Origin of the sequence: Mycobacterium sp. SMC-18, from assembly GCF_045310895.1 — a bacterium.
Taxonomy (GTDB): domain Bacteria; phylum Actinomycetota; class Actinomycetes; order Mycobacteriales; family Mycobacteriaceae; genus Mycobacterium.
Genome location: NZ_JBJIAL010000019.1, coordinates 1 through 26,826, shown reverse-complemented (window position 1 = coordinate 26,826; position 26,826 = coordinate 1). Strand labels below are relative to the sequence as shown.

The 26,826-nt window shown below is 67.0% G+C and carries 26 protein-coding genes and 1 rRNA gene; 25 read left to right on the top strand and 2 right to left on the bottom strand.

The genetic code is table 11. The features are described from left to right. The first annotated feature begins 8 nt into the window (after positions 1–8). The 5 genes from lysA (at position 9) to rho (ending at position 6,985) form a co-directional block, all read left to right on the top strand. Positions 9–1,379, top strand: coding sequence for a diaminopimelate decarboxylase (gene lysA, locus ACJH6J_RS17715; RefSeq protein ID WP_406804310.1), 1,371 nt, complete (start codon positions 9–11; stop codon positions 1,377–1,379). Next, positions 1,376–2,695, top strand: a complete 1,320-nt coding sequence (locus ACJH6J_RS17710) for a homoserine dehydrogenase (RefSeq protein WP_212812509.1) — start codon at positions 1,376–1,378, stop codon at positions 2,693–2,695. The genes lysA and ACJH6J_RS17710 overlap by 4 nt, the downstream gene beginning before the upstream one ends. Beyond that, positions 2,695–3,762, top strand: coding sequence for a threonine synthase (gene thrC / locus ACJH6J_RS17705; protein ID WP_212812508.1), 1,068 nt, complete (start codon positions 2,695–2,697; stop codon positions 3,760–3,762). The genes ACJH6J_RS17710 and thrC overlap by 1 nt, the downstream gene beginning before the upstream one ends. Before the next feature lie 4 nt (positions 3,763–3,766). Beyond that, positions 3,767–4,696 (top strand): homoserine kinase, encoded by a 930-nt coding sequence (thrB, locus tag ACJH6J_RS17700; RefSeq protein ID WP_212812507.1) that lies wholly within the window; start codon positions 3,767–3,769, stop codon positions 4,694–4,696. Between the two features lie 291 nt (positions 4,697–4,987). Beyond that, positions 4,988–6,985 (top strand): transcription termination factor Rho, encoded by a 1,998-nt coding sequence (gene rho, locus ACJH6J_RS17695; RefSeq protein WP_212812506.1) that lies wholly within the window; start codon positions 4,988–4,990, stop codon positions 6,983–6,985. Positions 6,986–7,154: 169 nt separating this feature from the next. On the opposite strand, the gene ACJH6J_RS17690 is transcribed toward rho, so the two are convergent. Further along, positions 7,155–7,754, bottom strand: a complete 600-nt coding sequence (locus ACJH6J_RS17690; protein WP_212812505.1) for a TetR/AcrR family transcriptional regulator — start codon at positions 7,752–7,754, stop codon at positions 7,155–7,157. A 147-nt stretch (positions 7,755–7,901) separates the two neighbouring features. On the opposite strand from ACJH6J_RS17690, the gene fadD1 reads away from it, so the two are divergent. The 18 genes from fadD1 to ACJH6J_RS17600 all read left to right on the top strand — a co-directional run bounded on the left by fadD1 (position 7,902) and on the right by ACJH6J_RS17600 (position 23,983). Further along, complete coding sequence (gene fadD1 / locus ACJH6J_RS17685; protein WP_212812504.1) at positions 7,902–9,464, top strand: fatty-acid--CoA ligase FadD1; 1,563 nt, start codon at positions 7,902–7,904, stop codon at positions 9,462–9,464. A 77-nt stretch (positions 9,465–9,541) separates the two neighbouring features. Beyond that, positions 9,542–9,889, top strand: coding sequence for a YciI family protein (locus ACJH6J_RS17680; RefSeq protein WP_346416890.1), 348 nt, complete (start codon positions 9,542–9,544; stop codon positions 9,887–9,889). After that, complete coding sequence (locus ACJH6J_RS17675) at positions 9,886–11,079, top strand: RNA polymerase sigma factor (RefSeq protein WP_406804309.1); 1,194 nt, start codon at positions 9,886–9,888, stop codon at positions 11,077–11,079. The genes ACJH6J_RS17680 and ACJH6J_RS17675 overlap by 4 nt, the downstream gene beginning before the upstream one ends. A 128-nt stretch (positions 11,080–11,207) precedes the next feature. Continuing rightward, on the top strand, positions 11,208–11,444 hold the full coding sequence (gene rpmE / locus ACJH6J_RS17670) for a 50S ribosomal protein L31 (protein ID WP_212812502.1): 237 nt from the start codon (positions 11,208–11,210) through the stop codon (positions 11,442–11,444). A 99-nt stretch (positions 11,445–11,543) separates the two neighbouring features. Continuing rightward, positions 11,544–12,626, top strand: coding sequence for a peptide chain release factor 1 (gene prfA, locus ACJH6J_RS17665; protein ID WP_346416889.1), 1,083 nt, complete (start codon positions 11,544–11,546; stop codon positions 12,624–12,626). Continuing rightward, entirely contained in the window at positions 12,619–13,452 is an 834-nt protein-coding gene (gene prmC, locus ACJH6J_RS17660; protein ID WP_406804290.1) for a peptide chain release factor N(5)-glutamine methyltransferase, read from the top strand. Before prfA ends, prmC begins: the two co-directional genes overlap by 8 nt. 45 nt (positions 13,453–13,497) lie before the next feature. Next, on the top strand, positions 13,498–14,157 hold the full coding sequence (locus ACJH6J_RS17655) for an L-threonylcarbamoyladenylate synthase (protein ID WP_406804289.1): 660 nt from the start codon (positions 13,498–13,500) through the stop codon (positions 14,155–14,157). Then, entirely contained in the window at positions 14,154–15,350 is a 1,197-nt protein-coding gene (locus ACJH6J_RS17650; protein ID WP_043397025.1) for a glycosyltransferase family 4 protein, read from the top strand. Before ACJH6J_RS17655 ends, ACJH6J_RS17650 begins: the two co-directional genes overlap by 4 nt. Before the next feature lie 259 nt (positions 15,351–15,609). Next, complete coding sequence (locus ACJH6J_RS17645) at positions 15,610–16,083, top strand: hypothetical protein (protein WP_029105839.1); 474 nt, start codon at positions 15,610–15,612, stop codon at positions 16,081–16,083. Positions 16,084–16,091: 8 nt separating this feature from the next. Continuing rightward, positions 16,092–16,844: a F0F1 ATP synthase subunit A gene (gene atpB / locus ACJH6J_RS17640; protein ID WP_174814043.1), complete on the top strand. Its 753-nt coding sequence runs from the start codon at positions 16,092–16,094 to the stop codon at positions 16,842–16,844. Positions 16,845–16,920: 76 nt separating this feature from the next. Further along, entirely contained in the window at positions 16,921–17,184 is a 264-nt protein-coding gene (locus ACJH6J_RS17635; protein ID WP_020104130.1) for a F0F1 ATP synthase subunit C, read from the top strand. Between the two features lie 9 nt (positions 17,185–17,193). Continuing rightward, entirely contained in the window at positions 17,194–17,718 is a 525-nt protein-coding gene (locus ACJH6J_RS17630; RefSeq protein ID WP_212812499.1) for a F0F1 ATP synthase subunit B, read from the top strand. Then, entirely contained in the window at positions 17,719–19,059 is a 1,341-nt protein-coding gene (locus tag ACJH6J_RS17625) for a F0F1 ATP synthase subunit B/delta (RefSeq protein ID WP_212812498.1), read from the top strand. A 35-nt stretch (positions 19,060–19,094) separates the two neighbouring features. Beyond that, positions 19,095–20,744 (top strand): F0F1 ATP synthase subunit alpha, encoded by a 1,650-nt coding sequence (atpA, locus tag ACJH6J_RS17620; protein WP_212812497.1) that lies wholly within the window; start codon positions 19,095–19,097, stop codon positions 20,742–20,744. Between the two features lie 7 nt (positions 20,745–20,751). Continuing rightward, on the top strand, positions 20,752–21,672 hold the full coding sequence (locus ACJH6J_RS17615) for a F0F1 ATP synthase subunit gamma (protein WP_318986524.1): 921 nt from the start codon (positions 20,752–20,754) through the stop codon (positions 21,670–21,672). A 24-nt stretch (positions 21,673–21,696) separates the two neighbouring features. After that, a complete protein-coding gene (gene atpD / locus ACJH6J_RS17610) occupies positions 21,697–23,127 on the top strand; it encodes a F0F1 ATP synthase subunit beta (protein ID WP_029105840.1) in 1,431 nt (476 codons plus the stop codon). A 36-nt stretch (positions 23,128–23,163) separates the two neighbouring features. Then, on the top strand, positions 23,164–23,529 hold the full coding sequence (locus tag ACJH6J_RS17605) for a F0F1 ATP synthase subunit epsilon (RefSeq protein WP_020104136.1): 366 nt from the start codon (positions 23,164–23,166) through the stop codon (positions 23,527–23,529). 7 nt (positions 23,530–23,536) lie between these two features. Continuing rightward, entirely contained in the window at positions 23,537–23,983 is a 447-nt protein-coding gene (locus tag ACJH6J_RS17600) for a DUF2550 domain-containing protein (RefSeq protein WP_212812495.1), read from the top strand. A gap of 6 nt (positions 23,984–23,989) precedes the next feature. Here ACJH6J_RS17600 and ACJH6J_RS17595 read toward each other — a convergent pair whose 3' ends face one another. Next, entirely contained in the window at positions 23,990–24,589 is a 600-nt protein-coding gene (locus ACJH6J_RS17595) for a cob(I)yrinic acid a,c-diamide adenosyltransferase (protein WP_406804288.1), read from the bottom strand. A gap of 72 nt (positions 24,590–24,661) precedes the next feature. Here ACJH6J_RS17595 and murA point away from each other — a divergent pair, with 72 nt between their 5' ends. Both murA and ACJH6J_RS17585 read left to right on the top strand, forming a co-directional pair. Then, positions 24,662–25,915, top strand: a complete 1,254-nt coding sequence (murA, locus tag ACJH6J_RS17590) for a UDP-N-acetylglucosamine 1-carboxyvinyltransferase (protein WP_060998843.1) — start codon at positions 24,662–24,664, stop codon at positions 25,913–25,915. Between the two features lie 386 nt (positions 25,916–26,301). Further along, positions 26,302–26,826: ribosomal RNA gene (locus ACJH6J_RS17585) — 16S ribosomal RNA — on the top strand; the annotation flags it as partial.

Genomic DNA, 26,826 nt, shown 5'->3' with positions numbered 1-26,826 from the left:
GCAACGTGGTGCCGGAGAAGCCGCAGACCCCCGACGAGGTCAACCTGCTGGCGCCGAATGTCTGGCCGCGCAACCTGGTTCGGGGTACCGACGGTCAGGTCAGCATCGCCGGTGTGACGGTCAGTGCACTGGCCGAGCAGTTCGGCACGCCGCTGTTCGTCATCGACGAGGACGACTTCCGCTCGCGGTGCCGCGAGATCGCCGACGCCTTCGGTGGCGGCGAGCACGTGCACTACGCCGGAAAAGCCTTCCTGTGTGCCGAGATCGCGCGCTGGGTCGCGCAGGAGGGCCTGTGCCTCGACGTCGCCACCGGCGGCGAACTGGCCGTGGCCCTGCACGCCGACTTCCCGGCCGAGCGAATCACGGTGCACGGCAACAACAAATCGGTCTCTGAGCTGAAGGCCGCGGTCGCGGCCGGCGTCGGGCACATCGTGCTGGACTCCGAGATCGAGATCGAACGCCTGGAGGCCATCGCCGGCGCGGCCGGTGTGGTGCAGGACGTCCTGGTCCGTGTGACCCCGGGCGTCGAGGCGCACACCCACGAGTTCATCTCCACCGCCCACGAGGACCAGAAGTTCGGTCTCTCGCTGGCCAGCGGCGCGGCGATGGACGCGGTGCGCAAGGTCTTCGCCACCGACAACCTGCGGCTTGTCGGCCTGCACTGCCACGTCGGCTCGCAGATCTTCGATGTCGCCGGGTTCGAGATCGCCGCCCACCGCGTCATCGGCCTGCTGCGCGACGTCGTCGCCGAATTCGGTGTCGAGAAGACGGCGCAGATGTCTGTCATGGATCTCGGTGGGGGACTGGGCATCTCGTACCTGCCCAGCGACGACCCGCCGCCGATGAAGGAACTGGCCGACAAGCTCAAGGCCATCGTCAAGGCTGAGTCCGAGGCCGTCGGCCTGCCCACGCCCAAGCTCGTCGTGGAACCCGGCCGCGCGATCGCGGGCCCTGGCACCATCACGCTGTACGAGGTCGGCACCGTGAAAGACGTTGCCGTTTCGGCCGACAAGTACCGGCGCTACGTCAGCGTCGACGGCGGCATGAGCGACAACATCCGGCCGTCGCTGTACGACGCCCAGTACGACGCCCGGCTGGTGTCGCGCGCCAGCGACGCCCCCGCGACGCTGGCCCGGATCGTCGGAAAGCACTGCGAGACCGGCGACATCATCGTCCGGGACACCTGGGTGGCCAGTGACGTGGGTCCTGGCGACCTGATCGCGGTCGCCGCCACCGGCGCCTACTGCTATTCGATGTCCAGCCGGTACAACCTGCTGACCCGTCCCGCCGTCGTCGCGGTGAAGGACGGCAACGCGCGCCTGATCTTGCGTCGGGAGACCGTCGAAGACCTGTTGAGCCTGGAGGTGAGTGGTCAATGAGTGAAAAGCCAATCGGCGTAGCAGTTCTCGGACTCGGGAACGTCGGGACCGAGGTGGTCCGGATCATCGAGAACAGCGCTGACGACTTGGCCGCTCGCATCGGTGCGCCCCTGGAGCTGCGCGGTGTCGGTGTCCGCAAGGTCGCCAAGGGCCGCGGCGTGCCTGTCGACATGCTCACCGACGACATCGAGGCCCTGGTCTCGCGCGACGACGTCGACATCGTCATCGAGCTCATGGGCCCCGTCGAGCCGGCCCGCAAGGCCATCATGGCCGCGCTTGAGCAGGGCAAGTCCGTGGTCACCGCCAACAAGGCGCTGATGGCGCAGTCCACCGGCGAACTCGCCCAGGCCGCCGAAAAGGCGCGTGTAGACCTGTATTTCGAGGCTGCCGTGGCCGGTGCGATCCCGGTGATCCGTCCGCTGACGCAGTCACTGGCGGGTGACGTCGTGCTGCGGGTCGCGGGCATCGTCAACGGCACCACCAACTACATCCTGTCGGCGATGAGCGAGACCGGCGCCGACTACGCCGACGCACTCGCCGAAGCCGGCGTGCTGGGCTACGCCGAGGCCGACCCCACCGCCGACGTCGAGGGCTACGACGCCGCTGCCAAGGCCGCCATCCTGGCGTCCATCGCGTTCCACACCCGGGTCACCGCCGACGACGTCTACCGCGAGGGCATGACGAAGGTCAGTGCCGCCGACTTCGAGTCCGCCAAGGCGCTGGGCTGCACCATCAAGTTGCTCGCCATCTGCGAGCGGCTGACCACCGGTAAAGGCAAGCAACGGGTTTCGGCCCGCGTCTACCCGGCGCTGGTGCCGCTGGACCACCCCCTGGCCTCCGTCAACGGCGCATTCAACGCGGTCTTCGTGGAGGCCGAGGCTGCCGGCGAGCTGATGTTCTACGGCCGCGGCGCCGGTGGGGCGCCGACCGCGTCCGCCGTCATGGGTGACGTCGTCATGGCCGCGCGCAACCGCGTGCAGGGTGGCCGTGGCCCGCGGGAGTCGAAGTACGCCAAGCTGCCGATCGCCTCGATCGGCGCCATCGAGACCCGCTACTACGTCAGCATGAACGTGGCAGACAAGCCCGGTGTGTTGTCTTCTGTCGCAGCCGAGTTCGGCAAGCGCGAGGTCAGCATCGCCGAGGTTCGCCAGGAGGGCATGGAGGACGAGTCGGGCCAGCGCAGCGGCGCCCGCATCGTCGTCGTCACCCACCGGGCCACCGATGAAGCGCTTTCGGAAACCGTTGCGGCCCTTGCCGATCACGAAGCAGTGCAGAGCATCAACAGTGTGCTGCGCATGGAAGGAACCAGTAAGTAATGAGCGTGCACAAGCCGTGGCCCGGCCTGATCGAGGCCTACCGGGATCGTCTGCCCGGCACCGAGAACTGGACGCCGGTCACCCTGCTCGAGGGTGGCACCCCGCTCATCCACGCCAAGCGGCTCAGTGAACAGACCGGCTGCACAGTGCATTTGAAGGTCGAGGGGCTCAACCCGACCGGTTCGTTCAAGGACCGTGGCATGACCATGGCCGTGAGTGACGCCGTCGCCCGCGGCCAGAAGGCCGTGCTGTGCGCGTCCACCGGTAACACCTCGGCGTCGGCGGCCGCCTACGCGGCGCGTGCCGGTATCACCTGCGCGGTGCTGATCCCGCAGGGCAAGATCGCGATGGGCAAGCTGGCGCAGGCAGTCATGCACGGCGCCAAGATCATTCAGGTGGACGGCAACTTCGACGACTGTCTGGAGCTGGCCCGCAAGCTGACCGCCGACTACCCGACCATCGCCCTGGTCAACTCCGTCAACCCGGTCCGCATCGAGGGTCAGAAGACCGCCGCGTTCGAGATCGTCGACGCCCTCGGCACCGCCCCTGATGTGCACTCGCTGCCCGTCGGCAACGCCGGCAACATCACCGCCTACTGGCGCGGCTACAGCGAGTACCACCGCGACGGCGTGTCCGACCGGCTGCCCCGCATGCTCGGCACGCAGGCAGCCGGTGCGGCGCCGCTGGTGCTCGGCGAGCCCGTCAAGAACCCCGAGACCATCGCCACCGCGATCCGAATCGGTTCGCCGGCTTCGTGGGACGGCGCCGTGGCGGCACGGGAGCAGTCGGACGGTCGCTTCCTGGCTGCCACCGACGAGGAGATCCTGGCCGCGTACCACCTGGTCGCCAAGGCCGAAGGCGTGTTCGTCGAGCCGGCCTCGGCCGCCAGCATCGCCGGTCTGCTCAAGTCCATCGAGGACGGCTGGGTCAAGCCCGGCTCGACCGTGGTCTGCACCGTCACCGGCAACGGCCTCAAGGATCCCGACAACGCCCTCAAGGGCATGCCCGAGGTCAGGGCCATCCCGGTCGACCCGACCGCCGTGGTCGAACAGCTCGGACTGGTCTGACGCAGTGACCGAAAACCTGCCCGCCGGCCTGCTCGCCACCGCCGTCGTCCCCGCCTCGAGCGCCAATCTCGGCCCCGGCTTCGACAGCCTGGGCCTGGCGTTGAGCCTGTACGACGAAATTCAGGCTGAGACAACCGAATCCGGCCTCGTCATCGAGGTGACGGGGGAGGGGGCCGGGCAGGTTCCGGAAGACGAGTCCCATCTGGTGGTGCGGGCGATCCGGCGTGGCCTCGAGGCCGGCGGCGTTTCGGCTTCCGGGCTGAACATCAAGTGCCGCAACGTCATTCCACATTCGCGCGGCCTCGGCTCATCGGCCGCCGCAGTGGTGGGCGGTTTGGCGGTGGCCAATGGCCTTATCGCCCAATCTGGTTCGCAGCCGCTGACGCTCGATCAGCTGGTCCAGCTGTCGTCGGAGTTCGAGGGGCATCCGGACAACGCTTCGGCCGCCGTGCTGGGCGGTGCGGTGGTGTCCTGGACCGAGCCCGGCCCGGTGTACGCGGCCGCGCCGCTGACGCTGCATCCCGACATCCACCTGTTCCCGGCGATTCCGCAGGTGCGGTCGTCGACCGCCGAGACCCGGGCGGTGCTTCCCGAGCAGATCGCGCACAAGGACGCCACGTTCAACGTCAGCCGGGCCGCGCTCCTGGTGGTGGCGCTCACGCAGCGTCCGGATTTGCTGATGGCGGCCACCGAAGACGTGATGCACCAGCCGCAGCGCGCGGCGGCGATGCCGGCCTCGGCGGAATATCTGGCGATGCTCCGGCGTTCTGGGGTGGCAGCAGTGCTTTCTGGTGCTGGACCTGCGGTTATCGCATTCAGTACCGAGCCCGAACTACCGGCCGAAGTCCTCGAATTCGGTGCGGCCAACGGTTTCGCCGTCGAGAAGATGGCGGTGGGCCAAGGGGTTCGCTGGACCGTCGGTGCCGGCGTTTAGCGGAGAGCACACGCCGAGTGGCAATTCTTGCTTCATTGTCGGATGAGCGATATTCTCGCAGCGTCCAGCAATCGCAGGCTCTAGTACCTGCGCCTACGGTAGGACGACCACTCTTCTCTTTGATGTTCAACTCGTGGACTGATGGTTCGCCGCACGGCGACAAATCCTGGTGCCTGGCTGTTGCAGTGCCTCAGCCGACCCGGCATTTGACGAATGCGGTTCGGGGAAGCCGTCCGACTGCGAACCAAACCCTCGCCTGATCAGCTGCGCGAGGGCACAGAAAGGAAATCCGTGACTGATACGGACCTCTTCACCGCCGACGGCAACACTGATGCCCCGGCAACTGAAGCGCCGGCGGCCGGACGCTCCGGATCGCTGACCAGTCTTCTGCTCCCCGACCTGCGCGCGCTCGCCGCCGAGGCCGGCGTCAAGGGCACCTCCGGCATGCGCAAGAGCGAACTGATCGCCGCCATCCGGGAACACCGTGGCGAGGCCAACGGCGCCAAGAGCGAAGCCAAGGCCGCCAAGGCCGAAGCCAAGAACGAGACCAAGGCCGCCGAGGCCGTGAACGGCACCGACGCCCCTACCGAGGCCAAGGAAGCCCAGGCCCCGGCCGCGAACACCGACAGCGACGCTGCCGCCCCCGCCGCCGAGCAGGCCCCGCGCCGCGAGCGCCGCGGCGCGTCACGCCGGGCCGGTGCGCCCGCCGACGGTGACGCCGCCGACGCCGGTGACAAGCCCGCCGAAAAGGCCGACAAGGGCGAGAGCACGGACAACGCCGAGGCCCCGCGCGAGGAGCGCAACCGCGAGCGGAACGCCGACAACAGCAACCAGGGCGGCAACAAGGCCGAAGGTAACCAGGGCGGCAACCGCGACCAGGGTGGCAACCGCGACCGCGGTGGCGACAACCAGGGCGGCGGCAACCGCAACCAGGGTGGCAACCGCGACCAGGGCGGCAACCGCGATCAGGGCGGTAACCGCGACCAGGGTGACAACGCCAACAACAATGACGACGACGACAGCCGCCAGGGCCGTCGTGGCCGTCGGTTCCGGGACCGCGACCGTCGCCGGCGTGGCGAGCGCGGCGACAACCAGGGCGGCAACGCCGAGACCGAACTGCGCGAGGACGACGTCCTGCAGCCGGTCGCCGGCATCCTCGACGTGCTGGACAACTACGCGTTCGTCCGCACCTCGGGCTACCTGGCCGGACCGAACGACGTCTACGTCTCGATGAACATGGTCCGCAAGAACGGACTGCGCCGCGGCGACGCGGTGACCGGTGCCGTGCGGGTCCCGCGCGAGGGCGAGAACACCGGTGGCGGCAACAACCCGCGCCAGAAGTTCAACCCGCTGGTGCGTCTGGACAGCGTCAACGGTGGTCCGGTCGAAGCCGCGCGCAACCGGCCCGACTTCACCAAGCTGACCCCGCTGTACCCGAACCAGCGACTGCGCCTGGAGACCACTCCGGAGCGACTGACCACGCGTGTGATCGACCTGATCATGCCGATCGGTAAGGGCCAGCGTGCGCTGATCGTGTCCCCGCCCAAGGCCGGTAAGACGACGATCATGCAGGACATCGCCAACGCGATCACCAAGAACAACCCGGAATGCCACCTCATGGTGGTGCTCGTCGACGAGCGTCCGGAAGAGGTCACCGACATGCAGCGCTCGGTGAAGGGTGAGGTCATCGCCTCGACCTTCGACCGGCCGCCGTCAGACCACACCCAGGCCGCCGAGCTGGCCATCGAGCGGGCCAAGCGCCTGGTCGAGCAGGGCAAGGACGTCGTCGTGCTGCTGGACTCGATCACCCGCCTGGGCCGCGCGTACAACAACGCGTCGCCGGCGTCGGGCCGCATCCTGTCCGGTGGTGTCGACTCCACCGCGCTGTACCCGCCGAAGCGCTTCCTCGGTGCTGCGCGCAACATCGAGAACGGCGGCTCGCTGACCATCATCGCGACCGCGATGGTCGAGACCGGCTCCACCGGTGACACCGTCATCTTCGAGGAGTTCAAGGGCACGGGTAACGCCGAGCTCAAGCTGGACCGCAAGATCGCCGAGCGCCGCGTGTTCCCGGCCGTCGACGTCAACCCGTCCGGTACCCGCAAGGACGAGCTGCTGCTCGGCCCGGACGAGTTCGCGATCGTGCACAAGCTGCGTCGGGTGCTGTCGGGTCTGGACCCGCACCAGGCCATCGACCTGCTGATGAGCCAGCTGCGCAAGACCAAGACCAACTACGAGTTCCTGGTTCAGGTCTCGAAGACGGCCCCGGGCAACATGGACGCCGACTAGGCCTCAGCCCGCGCCGAAGCCCCCAAATCAGCCGATTTGGGGGCTTCGACATTTTGAGTGGAACACGAAACCAACCGGGTGGCGGGAAACTTGGCCGAAAGCCGCCATGCGGTTGGTTTCGCGCTTGGGAAAGCCGAAGTCCGCGCCGACAACCAGTTCGCCGGCTGGTTTACGGCTGGGCCTTCAGTCCCGGCATCACGTAGCGGCGCACGTGCGCGAGCAGTTCGTCGGCGTTGTTGGCGTCCAGCCGCTGCCCGGGCATCGTGGCCAGCGACAGGATGACGCGGGCGATCCACTCGGCGGCATCGTCGATGTCGGTGTCGGGGTGGATCTCGCCGTTGTCGCGGGCGGCGACGAGGTAGCGCGACCAGAAATCGGCGAGGTCGGGCACCAGGCCCTGCACGCCGGCGCCGGCGCAGGCGGCGAACTCGTCGGGCTCCTCGACGCGCAGCTTCATCAGCAGGGCCCCGGGATCGTCATAGGCGGTGCGGCCGTGCTGGATTCCGGTGACGATCTGGTTGTCCAGGCCTTCGATCGACGCCAGCATGGCGTGCGCGTCGCTCCAGTAGGCGTTGTTGAGCCGGACGATCGCGGCGCCCAGCAGCGTCACCTTGTCCGGGAAGTGCCGGTACAGCCAGCCGCGGGAGACGCCGGCGGCCTCGGCGACCTCGGATACCGTCGTGGCGCGAATTCCCTTGGCGCGCATGCACTCTTCGGCGGCGTCGATCAGTCGATCACGCACGCTCTTCGGGGATTCTGGGCTTGCCACCGGGATGTCTCCTCACATGTCAACCGGGCGAACGACGATTCTGCCAGGGCGCTGACGCTAGTGCGCTACCCGTCAAGCATGGTAGACACTTCCAGGAATCTGTTCACTCGGGTGGTTCTCGTGATCGCCCATGCCCCGGGAGCCCACATGGCGGACACCCTTCAGCAGTTGCTTCGCGAACGCGCCGACCAGGACACCGTCGCCGTCAAGTACGGCGAGGCGACCTTGACCTGGCGAGAGTACGTCGCCGGAGCCCGGGCGCAGGCCGCCGCCCTGATCGGCCAGGCCGACCCGATGCGGCCGCTGCACGTGGGCACGCTGCTGGGCAACACCCCGGACATGCTCACGGCGCTGGCTGCCGCGGCCCTGGGCGGCTACGTGCTGTGCGGCATCAACAACACCCGTCGCGGTGCGGCGCTCGCCCGCGACATCGCCCGCGTCGAATGCCAGATCGTGCTCGTCGACGCCCAGCACCGCGACCTGCTCGACGGCCTCAGCCTGCCCGGCGTCACCATCGTCGACGTCACCGCGACCGAGTGGCCGCAGCAGGATCTGACCCCGCATCGTGAAGTCGGGCCCGACGACACCTTCATGATGATCTTCACCTCCGGCACCAGCGGTGAGCCCAAGGCCGTCGAGGTGGCGCACTCCATCGTGCTGTTCTCCGCGGCGGCACTCGTGCAGCGCTACGAGCTGACCGAGAAGGACACCTGTTATCTGGCGATGCCGCTGTTCCACTCCAACGGCGTCTACGCCGGCTGGGGCGTCGCGCTCGGTGCCGGCGCGGCGATGGCGCCCGCGCAGTTCTCCGCGTCGGGTTTCCTCCCGGATATCCGCCGCTACGGCGCGACCTACATGAACTACGTCGGTAAGCCGCTGGCCTACATCCTGGCCACCGCCGAGCAGCCCGACGACCGCGACAACCCGCTGCGGGTGGCGTTCGGCAACGAGGCCGCCGACCGCGACATCGACGAGTTCAGCCGCCGCTTCGGCTGCAGCGTGTGGGACGGCTTCGGTTCGACCGAGCTCGCGATCATCATCACCCGTTCCGAGGGGACCCCGGCCGGCAGCGTCGGCAAGGGTTTCCCGGGCGTCGCCGTCTACGACCCGGAGACCGTCCAGGAGTGCGAGGTGGCCCGCTTCGACGAGACCGGCGCGCTGATCAATGCCGAGGCGGCCACCGGCGAGCTGGTGAACACCAACGGCAGCGGCATGTTCCGCGGCTACCACAACGACCAGGGTGCGACGGACGAACGGCTGCGGCACGGCATGTACTGGTCGGGGGACCTGGCCTACCGCGACGCCGACGGCTGGATCTACCTCGCGGGCCGCACCGCCGACTGGATGCGCGTGGACGGAGAGAACATCACGGCGGCGCCCATCGAACGAATCCTGTTGCGGCACCCGGTGATCAGCCGCGTCGCGGTCTACCCGGTGCCCGACGAGTTCGTCGGCGACCAGGTGATGGCCGCCATGGTGCTGCGCGACGGCCAGGCCCTCGACCCGACGGCGTTCGCGGAATTCCTGGCCGCGCAGCCGGACCTGTCCCCGAAGTCCTGGCCGCGGTACGTCTGGATCGCCGACGACCTGCCCAGCACCGCGACCAACAAGATTCTCAAGCGGGAACTGGTTGCGTTGGGCACCGATCCGGCCTGCCGGGTGCTGTGGAAACGCGACGGCACGGAGTACGCGCCACTCGCCGAAAACTGATTTCGGCGATCGTGTCCCCACATTGGGTCCCCGTTCGTCTCACTGCTGTTGGACGATCAACCCAAAAGGAGACACCGATGAAATACGCAACGCTGATCTACATCAAGCCGGGCAGCCACGACACCGACATCACCGAGGAAGAGCACGCGGCCCTGACGGCCGAGTACGCGGCGCTTCGTCAGGACCCGCAGTGCGTCGGTGGCGGCCACCTGCAGCCCGTCGAAACCGCGACATCGGTTCGGGCCGACCTGATCACCGACGGTCCCTTCGCCGACACCAAAGAGGTGTTCGCCGGCTATTTCGTCATCGACGCCGAGAATCTCGACGAGGCCATCAAATTCGCCCAGCGGATCCCGGCCGTGCGACTCGGTGGCGGCGTCGAGGTGCGGCCGCTCTTCGAGACCCCATTTGAGGGTGCCCACTGATCGAGGCGATCTTCCAGCGGGAGTGGGGCCGGGTCCTGGCCGCGCTCATCGGCATCCTCGGCGATTTCGAACTCGCCGAGGATGCCGCGCAGGAGGCATTCGTCCGCGCTGCCGAGCGGTGGGCCCGCGACGGTGTGTCCGATGCGCCGGTGGCCTGGCTGGTGCGGACCGGCCGCAACGTGGCGATCGACCGGTTGCGCCGCGAGCAGACGCTGCGCGCCAAAACCCGGCTGCTCCACGCCGATCAACAGGCAATCACCATGGACGACTTCGACCTCGATGACAGCACCATCGGCGACGACCGACTGCAGCTGATCTTCATGTGCTGCCATCCGGCCCTGGCGCGCGACGCCCAGGTGGCGCTGACGCTGCGGGCCCTCGGCGGGCTGACCACTGCCGAGATCGGGCGGGCTTTCCTGGTCTCCGAGGACACCATGAAGCGTCGCCTGTCCCGCGCCAAGGCCAAGATCAAGGCGACGAACATCCCGTTTGCCCTGCCGGCCGACCGGTTGCTGCCCGACCGCGTGGCGACGGTGCTGGCGGTGATCTACCTGATCTTCAACCAGGGCTTCACCGAGCGCGATGATCTCGCCGCCGAAGCGATCCGCCTCGGCCGTCTCCTCGCCGACCTCTTGGCCGACGAGCCCGAGGCCTACGGGTTGCTGGCCTTGATGCTGCTGCACGATTCGCGCCGCGCGGCCCGCGTGGTCGACGGCCGGGTGGTGCCGCTCGCCGAGCAGGACCGCACGCGCTACGACCAGGCCAAGGTTGACGCCGGGCGGGCCGCGCTGGACCGCGCACTGGCCCTGCGGCTGGCCGCCGGGCCGTACGTCCTGCAGGCCGCCATCGCCTCGCTGCAGGCCGACGAGGAGATCGACTGGCCCGAGGTCGTGGTCCTGTACGAGCGGCTCGAAGCGCTCACCGGATCGCCGGTGGTGGCGCTCAATCAGGCGGTGGCTGTCGCCGAGGCCGGCGATCCCGCCCGGGCGCTGGAGCTCATCGATGCCCTTGACCTGGGCGATTATCGCTATCTGCCGTCAACCCGGGCGGAATTGCTGCGTCGCTTGGGCCGCACCGGAGAGGCGCGGACCGCCTTCGAGCGCGCGCTGGCATTGGCGACGACCGAACCGGAGCGACGATTTCTGGAGCGTCGCCTCGCCGAGCTGGGGCAGTGCGGTGCCGCGGAATAGTCGCCGGCCCGAACGCGTTTAGGACCTTGGCGGCTGACCTGGCATAATCGACCGCCGAACCCCCTCGGCTCCGGTTCACGTCCGAATTCTCGGGCGACCCGGCGCCATCGATCACAGAGGACCATGAAATGAAATCGGGTATTCACCCCGCATACGTCGAGACCACCGTGGTCTGCGGTTGCGGCAACAGCTTCCAGACTCGTAGCACCAAGGAAAGCGGCCACATCGTGGTCGAGGTGTGCTCGCAGTGCCACCCGTTCTACACGGGCAAGCAGAAGCTTCTCGACACCGGCGGCCGCGTGGCTCGCTTCGAGAAGCGGTACGGCAAGCGCAACGCCGGCTCGAAGGCCGCGTCCGAGAGCTAGCTTCGTCAACGGCGCCCGATCTGTCGCATTCGCGTCAGGTCCGGGCGCCGTTTTCGTATCCAGCATCCGGCACCCCAGAACAACCGCAGGAGTCCGAAAGTGGCACAGACCGATACCGCGCCCCGCATCGAGGCACTGCTGGCCGAGCACGCCGATCTCGAGCGGCAGCTGGGGGACCCGAACCTGCACGCCGACGCCGGCGCCGCCCGCAAGGTCGGTCGCCGGTTCGCGCAGGTGTCGCCGATCGTCGTCACCTACCGCAAGCTCGAGGCCGCCCGGGGTGACCTCGAGGCGGCCCGCGAGCTGGCCGCCGAGGATGCCGCGTTCGCCGCGGAGGTTCCCGAGTTGGAGGCCCGCGTCGCCGAGCTCGACGCCAAGCTGACCGACCTGCTGGCCCCGCGCGACCCGCACGACGCCGACGACGTCGTCCTCGAGGTGAAGTCCGGGGAAGGCGGCGAGGAATCGGCGCTGTTCGCCGCCGACCTCGCGCGCATGTACATCCGGTACGCCGAGCGCCACGGTTGGACCGTCACCGTGCTCGACGAGACCTGGTCGGACCTCGGCGGCTACAAGGACGCCACCATCACCATCGCCAGCAAGGGCGATTCGGCCGACGGCGTGTGGTCGCGCATGAAGTTCGAGGGCGGCGTGCACCGCGTGCAGCGCGTGCCCGTCACCGAATCGCAGGGCCGCGTGCACACCTCGGCCGCCGGCGTCCTCGTCTACCCAGAGCCCGAAGACGTCGAGCAGGTGCAGATCGACGAATCGGACCTGCGGATCGATGTCTACCGTTCGTCCGGCAAGGGCGGTCAGGGCGTCAACACCACCGACTCGGCGGTGCGCATCACGCACCTGCCCACCGGCATCGTCGTCACCTGCCAGAACGAACGCTCGCAGCTGCAGAACAAGGCCCGCGCCATGGTGGTGCTCGCCGCGCGTCTGCAGGCGCTGGCCGAAGAGCAGGCCGCGTCCGACGCCTCCGCGGACCGCGCCAGCCAGATCCGCACCGTCGACCGCAGCGAGCGCATCCGGACCTACAACTTCCCGGAGAACCGGATCGCCGACCACCGCATCAACTTCAAGGCCCACAACCTCGACCAGGTGCTCGACGGCGACATGGACGCGCTGCTCGACGCCCTCGCGGCCGCCGACAAGCAGGCCCGGCTCGCCGAGGGTGAATAGCATCCGGCAGGCGCTCGACGAGGCCACCGCGACGTTGGCTGCGGCGGGCATCGATTCCGCCCGCGTCGACGCCGAGTCCCTGGCGGCGCACATCGCCGGAGTCGATCGGGCCCGGCTGCTGTTCGTCGAGCCGGACCCGACGTTCTTCGCCGGCTATGGCGACCTCATCGCGCGTCGCGCACAACGAATTCCCTTGCAGCACTTGATCGGAACCGCGGCATTCGGTCCGGTGGAAGTGCACGTCGGTCCGGGCGTGTTCATTCCCCGGCCGGAGACCGAGGCCCTGCTGGAGTGGGCCATGAACCAGCCGTTGCCGCCGAGCCCGGTGATCGTGGACCTGTGCACGGGCTCGGGAGCGCTGGCCCTGGCGCTGGCGCACACCTGGCCGCAGGCGCAGGTCGTGGCCGTCGAGAAGTCACCGGAGGCGTTGGTCTATGCCCGGCGCAACTGCGCCGGCAGCGCCGTCGAGGTGCTGGAAGCCGACGTCACCGTTCCCAGCCTGCTGTCAGACAGGACCGGCACAGTGGACCTGCTGGTGTCCAACCCGCCGTACATCCCGGACGGCGCCGACCTCGACCCCGAGGTCATCGACCACGACCCGGCCGGCGCCTTGTTCGGCGGGCCCGACGGCATGTCCGTCATCGTGCCGATCATCGCGCTGGCGGCCCGGTTGCTGCGTCCCGGCGGCAAGTTGGGCATCGAACACGACGACACCACAGCCGATCAGGTGGTGGCCGCCTTGGACCGCGACGGTACGTTCGGTGACATCACCGCGCGGCGCGACCTGACCGGGCGGCCCCGGTTCGTCACCGCGACCCGACGGTAAAACGGGTCATGGCAACCGACGAAACGCTTGCGTGAGGAGTGATGGATGGAGACGTTCGACTGCGGTGATGCGGGCAAGCGCGCCACCGGGATCGCCTCGGCTATCAGTGCGCTCAAGGGCGGCCGCCTGGTCGTGCTGCCCACCGACACCGTCTACGGCCTGGGTGCCGACGCCTTCAACAGCGAGGCCGTCGCGGCGCTGCTGGCCGCGAAGGGGAGGGGCCGCAACATGCCGGTCCCGGTGCTCGTCGGTTCCTGGCGCACCATCGACGGGCTCGTCTACGCCGTGCCCCCGGCTGCCCGGGACCTGATCGAGGCGTTCTGGCCCGGCGCGTTGAGCCTGGTCGTGCGGCAGGCCCCGTCGCTGTCGTGGGATCTCGGTGACACCAACGGCAGCGTGATGCTGCGCATGCCCTTGCACCCGGTGGCGATCGAGCTGCTGCGTGAGGTCGGCCCGATGGCGGTGTCCAGCGCCAACATCTCGGGCCAACCGCCCGCGGTCAACGCCGACGAGGCGCGGGCACAGCTGGGCGACAAGGTCGAGGTGTACCTGGACGCGGGACCGGCGACCAAGCAGGCCGCGTCCACGATCGTCGACCTGACCGGCGCGACGCCGCGGGTGCTGCGCGAAGGGCCGATCTCGCTCGCACAGATCGCCGAAGTGCTCGGAGTCGAAGCGGAGTCCCTGACCGGCGAGGTGTCGTGACCGTAGTTGCCGACGCAGGCCGGCTGCTCGCGCAGATCGACCGGGGCACCGGGGTTCCCCTCCGGGAGCTCGTGCTGGTCGGTCTGACCGCGGCGATCATCACCTACTTCGCCACGGGCTGGGTGCGGGCGCTGGCGTTCCGGTTCGGCGCCGTGGCCTACCCGCGCGAACGCGACGTCCACGTCCAGCCGGTCCCGCGGATGGGCGGGCTGGCCATGTACATCGGGGTGGCGGCCGCCGTCCTGCTGGCGTCCCAATTGCCCGCACTGACCCGAGGTTTCGTCTATTCGTCCGGTATGCCCGCGGTGGTGGTGGCGGGCGGCCTGATCATGCTGATCGGCCTGATCGACGATCGCTGGGGCCTGGACGCCCTGACGAAGTTCGCCGGCCAGATCACCGCGGCCAGCGTCCTGGTCACCATGGGCGTCGCGTGGAGTGTGCTGTACATCCCGATCGGCGGTGTCGGCACCATCGTGCTGGACCAGGCGTCGTCGATCCTGCTGACCCTGGCGCTGACGGTGTCGATCGTCAACGCGATGAACTTCGTCGACGGCCTCGACGGTCTGGCCGCCGGGCTGGGGCTCATCACCGCGTCGGCCATCTGCATCTTCTCGGTCGGGCTGCTGCGCGACCACGGCGGTGACGTGCTGTTCTACCCGCCCGCCGTCATCTCCGTGGTGCTCGCCGGCGCGTGCCTGGGCTTCCTGCCACACAACTTCCACCCGGCCCGCATCTTCATGGGGGACTCCGGGTCCATGCTCATCGGCCTCATGCTGGCGGCGGCGTCGACCACCGCGGCGGGCCCGATCTCCCAGAACGCCTACGGCGCGCGCGACGTTTTTGCTTTGCTGTCGCCATTCCTGTTGGTCGTTGCGGTGATGTTCGTACCGGCCCTCGACATGCTGCTGGCCATCGTGCGCCGCACCCGTGCCGGACTCAGCCCGTTCAGTCCCGACAAGATGCATCTGCACCACCGGCTGCTGCAGATCGGTCACTCGCACCGACGCGTCGTGTTGTTGATCTACCTATGGGTGGGCATCGTGGCGCTGGGGGCGGCCAGCACCATTTTCTTCGACCCCCGGTACACCGGTGCGGTGATGCTCGGGGCCATCCTGCTGGCCGCCATCTTCACCCTGATTCCGCTCCTGCGGCGGCGCGATGACCTGCCAGAAGGCGAGTACGACAAAAAGTAGTAGGTGCCCGTTTTCGGGTGCTCACCATGTGGTACGGTTCTGGCAGAACCCGAAAAACCTCGCGGGTTGCCGGCCCGGCCCATCGGTTCACACAAGCCGATCGGCGCCGAATGACGACCGACAAAGGGAGCTTCCCCTTGGGTGATTCCAGTGTGCCCGACGCGCTCGATGTGACCTTCGATACGCTCTGTGGGCACGCACACAGGATTGCCAGGTATATGGGGACGGCACTCGTGACCGCGGGATTGAGGTGAACACCATGACGACACCAGCGCAGGACGCGCCTTTGGTGTTGCCGGCAGTGGCTTTTCAGCCCGTGCGCTTGTTTGCTATCTCGCTCCTCGTGACAGCCATCGCACTCGGTGGCGGCTACGCAGTGAGCGGCAATCTGAAGTTCGGCGCCTTCTTCGGTCTGGGGATGGCGCTCGGTCTGGCCAACGCCATGATGGTCCGTCGCGCGGTTGCCAAGGTCACCGCCAAGGACCACCCCCTGAAGATGCAGATGGCCGCCAACTCCGCCATGCGGTTGGTCGCCATCTCGGTGATCGCCCTGCTGATCACGTGGTTCTTCAAGCCAACCGGTATCGGCGTGCTGTTCGGGGTGGCTTTGTTCCAGGCGATTCTTGTCATGAGCACCGCATTGCCGGTGATGAAGAAGGTCCGCGCCGGCCAACGTAACGGTGGCGGCGGCGACCAACCAGAAGCACACGACGGATCAGAAGCAAAGGACTGACGACCCAAGTGATTCAACAATTCACCGCCGAGGCCGCCATCGAGGTCGGCCACCACGAGCAGCACGAGCTGTGGGGCTACACCTTCAACGTCGACACGATCATCGCCACCAGCGTGGCCGCGGTCATCGTCATCGCGCTGGCGTTCTTCGTGAAGGCCAAGGTGACCTCCACCGGTGTGCCGGGCGGTGTGCAGCTGTTCTTCGAGGCCATCACCATCCAGATGCGCCAGCAGATCGAGACCGCGATCGGCATGAAGATCGCGCCGTTCGTGCTCCCGCTGGCCGTCACGATCTTCACCTTCATCCTGATCTCCAACTGGCTGTCGGTCCTGCCGGTGCAGTTCGGTGGGGAAGACGGTGGCGCGAAGGAACTGCTGGCCCCGCCGGCCTCGGACATCAACTACGTGTTGGCGCTCGCGCTGTTCGTGTTCCTCTGCTACCACGCTGCGGGCATCTGGCGCCGGGGCGTCTTCGGCCACTTCAAGAAGCTGCTGAAGGGCCACGTCGCGGTCCTGGCGCCGATCAACATCGTCGAGGAGATCGCCAAGCCGGTCTCGCTGTCTCTCCGACTCTTCGGCAACATGTTCGCCGGCGGCATCCTGGTCGCGCTGATCGCGATGTTCCCGTGGTACGTGCAGTGGGCGCCGAACGCCATCTGGAAGACCTTCGACCTGTTCGTCGGCCTCATCCAGGCGTTCATCTTCGCGCTGCTGACGATCCTGTACTTCAGCCAGTCGATGGAACTCGACGAGCACCACTGAGTACCCGCAAGACCTGTAGGAACCACAAATAAGACCCTGGTAGCGCAGCTACCAGTTACCAAGGAGGAAAAAGAGAATGGCCGACGCAGCAACGAACGCCACTATCATCCAGGGCGCCCTCATCGGCGGTGGCTTGATCATGGCCGGTGGCGCCATCGGTGCCGGTATCGGTGACGGTATCGCCGGTAACGCGCTGATCTCGGGCATCGCCCGTCAGCCGGAGGCCCAGGGCCGCCTGTTCACCCCGTTCTTCATCACCGTCGGTCTGGTGGAAGCCGCGTACTTCATCAACCTGGCCTTCATGGCGCTCTTCGTGTTCGCCACCCCGGGCCTGTCGTAATCCGTCGACATGGGTGAATTGAGCGCAACCATCCTGGCCTCGGGCCAGGCAGCAGCGGAAGGCGGCGGGGGTCAGAACTTCCTGATCCCCAACGCGACCTTCTTCGTCGTGCTGATCATCTTCCTGATCGTGCTCGGCGTGATCGGCAAGTGGGTTGTGCCACCGATCAGCAAGGTCTTGGTCGAACGCGAGGAAATGCTGGCCAAGACCGCTGCTGACAACCGGAAGTCGGCTGAGCAGGTGGCCGCCGCAGAGGCGGACTACAACGCGGCGATGGCGAGCGCTCGCACGGAGGCTTCGGCCATCCGTGACGAGGCCCGCAACGAGGGCCGCAAGGTCGTCGACCAGGCGCGTGCAGCGGCGAGTGGTGAGGTGGCCGAAACCCTCAAGGGTGCCGACCAGGCACTGTCCGCACAGCGGCAGTCCACACAGACCGAACTGCAGTCGTCGGTCGACAACCTGTCCCAGACGCTGGCGAGCCGCATTCTCGGCGTCGAGTTGGCGGCTGACGTGAAATCAGGCGGGAGCCAGTAGATGGAAATCTTCATCGGGCAGCTGATCGGCTTTGCCGTCATCGTGGCCATCATCTGGAAGTACGTGGTACCTCCGGTGAAGGGCATGATGGCCAAGCAGCAGGAGGCCGTTCGCGTCGCGCTGGCCGAAAGTGCCGAAGCCGCACAGAAACTCGCCGACGCCGACAAGATGCACGCCAAGGCTCTTGCCGACGCGAAGGCCGAGTCGGCCAAGGTGACCGACGAGGCCCGGCACGATTCGCAGCGCATCGTGGAGCAGCTCACCGAGCAGGCCGCCATCGACGCCGAGCGGATCAAGGCGCAGGGCGGCCAGCACGTCGAGCTGATGCGCCAGGGCGTCATCCGCGAGCTCCGTCAGGAGCTGGGCGCGGAATCCGTCGCCAAGGCCGACGAGCTGGTGCGGCGCTACGTCGCCGAGCCCGGCGCGCAGGCCGGCACCGTCGACCGCTTCCTCGACGATCTCGAGCAGATGGCCCCGTCCTCGGCCGAGGTCGGTACCCACGCCGAGGTGAAGCTGCGGGCCGCGAGCCGGGAATCACTGACCGCGCTGGTCGAGAAGTTCGACGCGACCGCCAACGGCCTGGATGCGGCCGCGCTGACCGCGCTCGCCGATGATCTGGCCGCCGTCGCCCGCCTGCTGCTGACCGAGGTCAACCTCGGCCGGCACCTGGCCGAGCCCGCCGACAACCCGGCCCCCAAGGTCGCTCTGCTGGACGCGGTGCTGTCCGGCAAGATCGGCGCCAACGCACTGGAGCTGCTGCGTTCCGCGGTGTCTTCGCGGTGGTCGGAGCAGTCCGACCTGGTCGACGCCGTCGAGCACGTCGCTCGCCTGGCACTGATCAAGCGGGCCGAGGTCAGCGGTGACGTCGCCGAGGTCGAGGATCAGCTGTTCCGGTTCAGCCGTGTGCTGGACGCGCAGCCGCGCCTCTCGACGCTGCTCGGTGACTACGGCACCCCGGTCGACGGCCGAGTTGCCTTGCTGGACAAGGTCCTCACCGGTGCCAACGGCTCGGTCAACAGCACCGTCAAGGCGCTGCTGACGCAGACCGTGAGCCTGCTGCGCGGTGAGCGTGCCGACCAGGCCGTCCTTGATCTGGCCGAGCTGGCAGTCGCCCGCCGCGGCGAGGTGGTTGCCCACGTCGAAGCGGCCGCGGCCCTGTCGGATGCCCAGCGCACCCGACTGACGTCGGTCCTGACCCGCATCTACGGTCACCCGGTGTCCGTCCAGCTGCATGTCGACCCGAGCCTCCTCGGTGGTCTGACCATCACCGTCGGCGACGAGGTGATCGACGGCTCCATCTCGTCACGACTGGCCGCCGCCTCCAACCGGCTGCCCGACTAACTCCGAAACACCCAAGACTAGGAAGACCAAAAACCATGGCAGAGTTGACAATCTCGGCTGCTGATATCGAAGGTGCCATCGAGAACTACGTAACGACGTTCTCGGCCTCGACCGATCGTGAAGAGATCGGCACTGTCGTCGACGCCGGTGACGGCATCGCACACGTCGAGGGTCTGCCCTCGGTCATGACCCAGGAGCTCCTCGAGTTCCCCGGCGGTGTTCTGGGCGTGGCCCTGAACCTCGACGAGCACAGCGTCGGTGCGGTCATCTTGGGTGAGTTCGAGAAGATCGAAGAGGGCCAGCAGGTCAAGCGCACCGGCGAGGTGCTCTCGGTGCCGGTCGGCGACGAGTTCCTGGGCCGCGTCATCAACCCGCTGGGTGAGCCGATCGACGGCCAGGGCGAGATCAAGGCCGAGACCCGTCGTGCCCTCGAGCTGCAGGCCCCGACCGTCGTTCAGCGCCAGAGCGTCAGCGAGCCGCTGCAGACCGGTATCAAGGCCATCGACGCCATGACCCCGATCGGCCGCGGCCAGCGTCAGCTGATCATCGGTGACCGCAAGACCGGCAAGACCGCCGTCTGCGTCGACACCATCCTGAACCAGCGCGAGGCCTGGGAGACCGGCGACCCGAAGCAGCAGGTTCGCTGCGTCTACGTCGCGATCGGCCAGAAGGGCACCACCATCGCCAGCGTGAAGCGCGCGCTGGAAGAGGGTGGCGCCATGGAGTACACGACCATCGTCGCGGCTCCCGCCTCTGACCCCGCCGGCTTCAAATGGCTGGCCCCGTACACCGGCTCGGCCATCGGTCAGCACTGGATGTACAACGGCAAGCACGTCCTGATCGTGTTCGACGACCTGTCCAAGCAGGCCGACGCCTACCGCGCCATCTCGCTGCTGCTGCGTCGCCCGCCGGGCCGCGAGGCGTTCCCGGGTGACGTCTTCTACCTGCACTCGCGTCTGCTGGAGCGTTGCGCGAAGCTGTCCGACGAGCTCGGTGGCGGTTCGATGACGGGTCTGCCGGTCATCGAGACCAAGGCCAACGACATCTCGGCGTTCATCCCGACCAACGTCATCTCGATCACCGACGGTCAGTGCTTCCTGGAGTCCGACCTGTTCAACCAGGGTGTCCGCCCGGCCGTGAACGTGGGTGTGTCGGTGTCCCGCGTCGGTGGTGCCGCCCAGATCAAGGCGATGAAGGAAGTTGCGGGTTCGCTGCGTCTGGACCTGTCGCAGTACCGCGAGCTGGAGGCCTTCGCGGCCTTCGCCTCGGACCTGGACGCCGCTTCGAAGGCTCAGCTGGACCGCGGTGTGCGCCTGGTCGAGCTGCTGAAGCAGCCGCAGTACAGCCCGCTGGCCGTCGAAGACCAGGTCATCGAGATCTTCCTCGGTACCCAGGGCCACCTGGATTCGGTTCCGGCCGAAGACGTTTCGCGCTTCTCGTCCGAACTGCTGGAGCACGTGAAGGCCAGCCACGCCGACATCCTCACCGGGATCAAGGAGACCAAGAAGCTCTCCGAGGAGAACGAGGAGAAGCTGGTCTCGGTCATCAACGAGTTCAAGAAGGGCTTCGCCGCCTCCGACGGCAGCTCGGTCGTTGTCAAGGAAGCCGAGGCCGAGGCCCTGGATCCTGCTGAGCTCGGCCAGGAGTCGGTCAAGGTCAACAAGCCGGCACCGAAGAAGGCCTAGGTAACCAATGGCAGCCACACTGCGCGAGCTACGCGGACGTATCAAATCCGCCTCGTCGATCAAGAAGATCACGAAGGCGCAGGAGCTGATCGCCACGTCGCGGATCGCCAAGGCGCAGGCCCGGGTTGATGCAGCCCGGCCCTACGCCACCGAGATCACCAACATGCTCACCGAGCTTGCGGGGGCCAGCGCGCTGGACCACCCGCTGCTCGTGGAGCGGGAGAACCCGCGGCGTGCCGGGGTTCTGGTGGTGTCGTCCGACCGCGGCCTGTGCGGCGGTTACAACGCCAACGTGCTGCGTCGGGCCGAGGAACTGTTCACGTTGCTGCGCAACGAGGGCAAGGAGCCGGTGCTGTACGTCGTCGGCCGAAAGGCCTTGGGGTACTACAGCTTCCGTCAGCGCGCCGTCGCCGAGTCCTGGACCGGCTTCTCGGAGCGTCCGGAGTACGCCAATGCCAAGGAGATCGCCGACACCCTGGTGACGGCGTTCATGGCGGGTGCGGACGACGAGGGTGACGAACCGGGTGCCGACGGCGTCCTGGGCGTCGACGAACTGCACATCGTGTCGACCGAGTTCAGGTCGATGCTGTCGCAGACGGCCGAGGCCGTGCGGATCGCCCCGCTGGCCGTCGAGTACACGGGAGAGCCGACCGAGGTCCACACCCTGTACTCGTTCGAGCCGAGTGCGGACGTGCTGTTCGACGCGTTGCTCCCGCGCTACATCGCGACCCGTGTCTACGCGGCACTGCTTGAGGCCGCGGCCTCGGAGTCGGCTTCGCGTCGACGCGCCATGAAGTCGGCAACGGACAACGCCGACGACCTGATCAAGGCCCTGACCCTCGCCGCGAACCGCGAGCGCCAGGCCCAGATCACCCAGGAAATCAGCGAAATCGTCGGTGGCGCCAACGCGCTGGCCGACGCGAAATAGGCCCCGTAGGAAGCGAAGAGAGATATGACTTCTGCCGTAGAGACCAAGACCACTGGTCGCGTGGTTCGCATCACCGGCCCGGTGGTGGACATCGAATTCCCGCGTGGCTCTGTGCCCGAGCTGTTCAACGCTCTGCACGCCGACATCACCTTCGGTGCGCTGGCCAAGACCCTGACCCTCGAGGTCGCCCAGCACCTCGGTGACAACCTGGTGCGCTGCATCTCGATGCAGCCGACCGACGGCCTGGTGCGTGGCACCGACGTCCGCGACACCGGCGCCTCCATCTCGGTGCCCGTCGGCGACGGCGTCAAGGGCCACGTGTTCAACGCCCTGGGTGACTGCCTCGACGAGCCGGGTTACGGCAAGGAGTTCGAGCACTGGTCCATCCACCGCAAGCCGCCGGCCTTCGCCGACCTGGAGCCCCGCACCGAGATGCTGGAGACCGGTCTGAAGGTCGTCGACCTCCTGACCCCGTACGTGCGCGGTGGCAAGATCGCCCTGTTCGGTGGTGCCGGTGTCGGTAAGACGGTTCTGATCCAGGAGATGATCAACCGTATTGCCCGCAACTTCGGTGGTACCTCGGTGTTCGCCGGTGTCGGTGAGCGCACCCGTGAGGGCAACGACCTGTGGGTCGAGCTCGCGGACGCCAACGTGCTCAAGGACACCGCGCTGGTGTTCGGCCAGATGGACGAGCCGCCAGGCACCCGTATGCGCGTCGCCCTGTCGGCCCTGACCATGGCCGAGTACTTCCGCGACGAGCAGAACCAGGACGTGCTGCTCTTCATCGACAACATCTTCCGGTTCACCCAGGCCGGTTCCGAGGTCTCGACCCTGCTGGGTCGTATGCCTTCGGCCGTGGGTTACCAGCCGACGCTGGCCGACGAGATGGGTGAGCTCCAGGAGCGCATCACCTCGACCCGTGGTCGTTCGATCACCTCGATGCAGGCCGTGTACGTGCCCGCCGACGACTACACCGACCCGGCCCCGGCCACCACGTTCGCCCACCTGGATGCCACCACCGAGCTTTCTCGTGCGGTGTTCTCCAAGGGCATCTTCCCGGCCGTGGACCCGCTGGCGTCGTCCTCGACGATCCTGCACCCCAGCATCGTCGGCGACGAGCACTACCGGGTTGCTCAGGAAGTCATCCGAATCCTGCAGCGTTACAAGGACCTTCAGGACATCATCGCCATCCTCGGTATCGACGAACTGTCGGAAGAGGACAAGGTGCTGGTGTACCGCGCCCGTAAGATCGAGCGCTTCCTGAGCCAGAACATGATGGCCGCCGAGCAGTTCACCGGCCAGCCGGGTTCGACGGTGCCGCTGAAGGAGACCATCGAGGCGTTCGACCGTCTCGCCAAGGGCGACTTCGACCACCTGCCCGAGCAGGCGTTCTTCCTCATCGGTGGTCTCGACGACCTGGCGAAGAAGGCCGAAAGCCTCGGCGCCAAGCTGTGATCTCCGTAGTTACCCGAGCACGAAAGGTGGTGTGACATGGCCGAAATGGACGTCGAGATCGTCGCCGTCGAGCGCGCGCTGTGGACAGGCAAGGCCACATTCGTCTTCACTCGCACCACCGCCGGCGAGATCGGCATCCTGCCCCGGCACATCCCGTTGGTCGGCCAGCTGGTCGAGGATGCGATGGTCCGGGTCGAGCGCGAGGGCGAGGATGATCTGCGGATCGCCGTGTCCGGTGGGTTCCTCTCGGTAACCGAGGACACCGTGCGGATTCTGGTTGAAGATGCGGCGCTGGAGTCGGAGATCGATGCGCATGCGGCCAAGGCCGATGCCGCGTCCGACGACGAGGCGACCGCTGCGTGGGGCCGGGCGCGTCTGCGCGCCGTAGGCCAGCTCGACTGATACTCCGATGAGCGCGTCCATGTTGATGATGGTCGCGCTCGTCGGCGTGTTGGTGCTGGCTGTTGCCGCACTGAGTTATCGGCTGTGGAAGTTGCGTCAGGTTGGCGGTACTGCCGCCATCCTGCGCGACTACCCAGCTGCCGGCGGCCACGGGTGGCGGCATGGAGTCATGCGCTACCGCGGTGGTGAGGCCGGCTTTTATCGTTTGTCGAGCCTGCGCTGGTGGCCCGACCGGACGCTGTCCCGTCGTGGCCTGGAAGTTGTTGGGCGCCGCGCCCCACGGGGCGACGAATTCGACATCATGACCATCGAAACGGTCATTCTCGAGCTGCGCGATAACAGTCCCGAACGGCGCAACGGTTACGAAATCGCTTTGGACCGTGGGGCTTTGACGGCTTTCACGTCGTGGCTGGAGGCCCGGCCGTCGCCGCGGTCCCGCCGCCGCGCGGTCTGAATTCCCCTACTGAGTTGCGGTGTTGTCGGATTGCGGCGTCCCACCGCCGGGCTGCCACAGCACATCGCCATCCGGGTTCGCGACCCGCGACAGGATGAACAGCAGATCCGAGAGCCGATTCAGATATTTCGCCGGCAGGACGCTGACCGAATCACCGTGTTCCTCGATCGCCTGCCAGGCGGCCCGCTCCGCGCGCCGGACCACGGTTCGGGCCACGTGCAGGTAGGCCGACAGGGGAGTGCCACCGGGCAGGATGAACGATGTGAGCTTCGACAGCGGCTCGTTGAATTCGTCACACCAGGCTTCCAACCGGTCGATGTACGGCTGGGTGATCCGCAGCGGCGGGTATTCGGGATTCTCGACCACCGGGGTCGACAGATCTGCGCCGGCGTCGAACAGATCGTTCTGAATCTGCAGGAGTACCAAGCGGATTCGTTCGTCCGGGGCGCCCGCGGCGACCGCGACCCCGATCGCGGCGTTGGCTTCGTCACAGTCCGCGTACGCGGCCAGGCGCGCGTCATTCTTCGACACCCGGCTGAAATCGCTGAGCCCGGTCGACCCATCGTCACCGGTCCGGGTATAGATGCGGGTCAGGTGCACGGCCATGGGTGAAACCGTACCCGCGGTGACCTGTTCGTTGTCTGACACCGGCCCTCGCCGCTGTTTACACTTAGCCGCGTGAGCGAGCGTTTCGTGGTGACCGGGGGTAGCCGGTTGTCCGGCGAAGTTGCCGTGGGGGGCGCGAAGAACAGCGTGCTCAAGCTGATGGCCGCGGCGTTGTTGGCCGAGGGCACGACCACGATCACCAACTGTCCGGACATCCTGGATGTGCCATTGATGGCGGAGGTGCTCCGCGGTCTCGGGGCGACCGTCGAGCTCGAAGGCGATGTTGCCCGAATCACGTCGCCCGACGAGCCGAAGTACGACGCGGACTTCGCCGCGGTCCGGCAGTTCCGCGCGTCGGTGTGTGTGCTCGGCCCATTGGTGGGGCGCTGCAAGAAGGCGAAGGTCGCGCTGCCCGGCGGTGACGCGATCGGTTCGCGGCCCCTGGACATGCACCAATCCGGTCTGCGACAGCTCGGCGCGCGATGCAACATCGAGCACGGCTGTGTGGTCGCCGAGGCAGACCACCTGCGTGGTGCGGAGATCCAGCTCGAGTTCCCGTCGGTGGGTGCGACCGAGAACATCCTGATGGCGGCCGTGCTCGCCGAGGGTGTGACGGTCATCCACAACGCCGCGCGGGAACCGGACATCGTCGATATCTGCGACATGTTGAACCAGATGGGTGCCAAGGTCAGTGGGGGCGGGACCTCGACGCTGACCATCACCGGCGTGGACAAGCTGCATCCGACCGAGCACCGGGTGATCGGTGACCGGATTGTGGCCGCGACCTGGGGAATTGCCGCGGCGATGACGCGCGGTGATGTCGCCGTCACCGGGGTGGACCCGCAACACCTGCAGCTGGTGCTGCACAAACTTCACGATGCCGGCGCGACCGTCACCCAGCACGACAACGGTTTCCGCGTCGTGCAGTACGAACGGCCGAAGGCCGTCAACGTCGCGACGCTGCCGTATCCGGGATTCCCGACCGACCTGCAACCGATGGCCATCGGCCTGGCATGCATCGCCGAGGGCACCTCGATGATCACCGAGAACGTGTTCGAAGCACGGTTCCGCTTCGTCGAGGAGATGATCCGCCTGGGCGCCGACGCCCGGACCGACGGACATCACGCGGTGGTCCGCGGAATTCCGCAGTTGTCGAGTGCCCCGGTGTGGGCATCGGATATTCGCGCCGGCGCCGGCTTGGTGTTGGCGGGATTGGTCGCCGATGGCGACACCGAGGTTCACGACGTTTTCCACATCGATCGCGGGTACCCGTTGTTCGTGGAGAACCTCGTGAGTCTGGGCGCGGAGGTCGAACGGGTCAGTTGACGGGGATTGGCGTGTCGCGCTGACGGTTCCGACGGACCCCTGTGCGACGCGTTTTCGCCCAAAAACCGGCCATATGCAGGCGTTTTGTAAAATCAAGATCGGCCCGCTAATCTATTCAACGTCAAGAACGAGCGGGGCCGAAAAAGCCCAGAGCAAGAGCTTGACAGCCCGACCAAGAGATAGTAGGTTGGTGGGGTTGCCCGAAAAAGGCGTGTTGTTTGAGAACTCAATAGTGTGTTTGGTGGTTTTTGTTTGTTGTTTTTTGACTGCACCTCGTGTTTTCCCGTTTGTGGGGTGTGGTTGTTTTTTTGATGCCAGTTTTTGGTGTCTTTTGTTTAGGTCAGATTGTTCTGAACTGGATTCTGCCTCGTTTTGCGAGGGGTTTTTGTTTGGAGAGTTTGATCCTGGCTCAGGACGAACGCTGGCGGCGTGCTTAACACATGCAAGTCGAACGGAAAGGCCCTTCGGGGTACTCGAGTGGCGAACGGGTGAGTAACACGTGGGTGATCTGCCCTGCACTTTGGGATAAGCCTGGGAAACTGGGTCTAATACCGAATAGGACCACGCGCTTCATGGTGTGTGGTGGAAAGCTTTTGCGGTGTGGGATGGGCCCGCGGCCTATCAGCTTGTTGGTGGGGTAATGGCCTACCAAGGCGACGACGGGTAGCCGGCCTGAGAGGGTGACCGGCCACACTGGGACTGAGATACGGCCCAGACTCCTACGGGAGGCAGCAGTGGGGAATATTGCACAATGGGCGCAAGCCTGATGCAGCGACGCCGCGTGAGGGATGACGGCCTTCGGGTTGTAAACCTCTTTCACCAGGGACGAAGCGTAAGTGACGGTACCTGGAGAAGAAGCACCGGCCAACTACGTGCCAGCAGCCGCGGTAATACGTAGGGTGCGAGCGTTG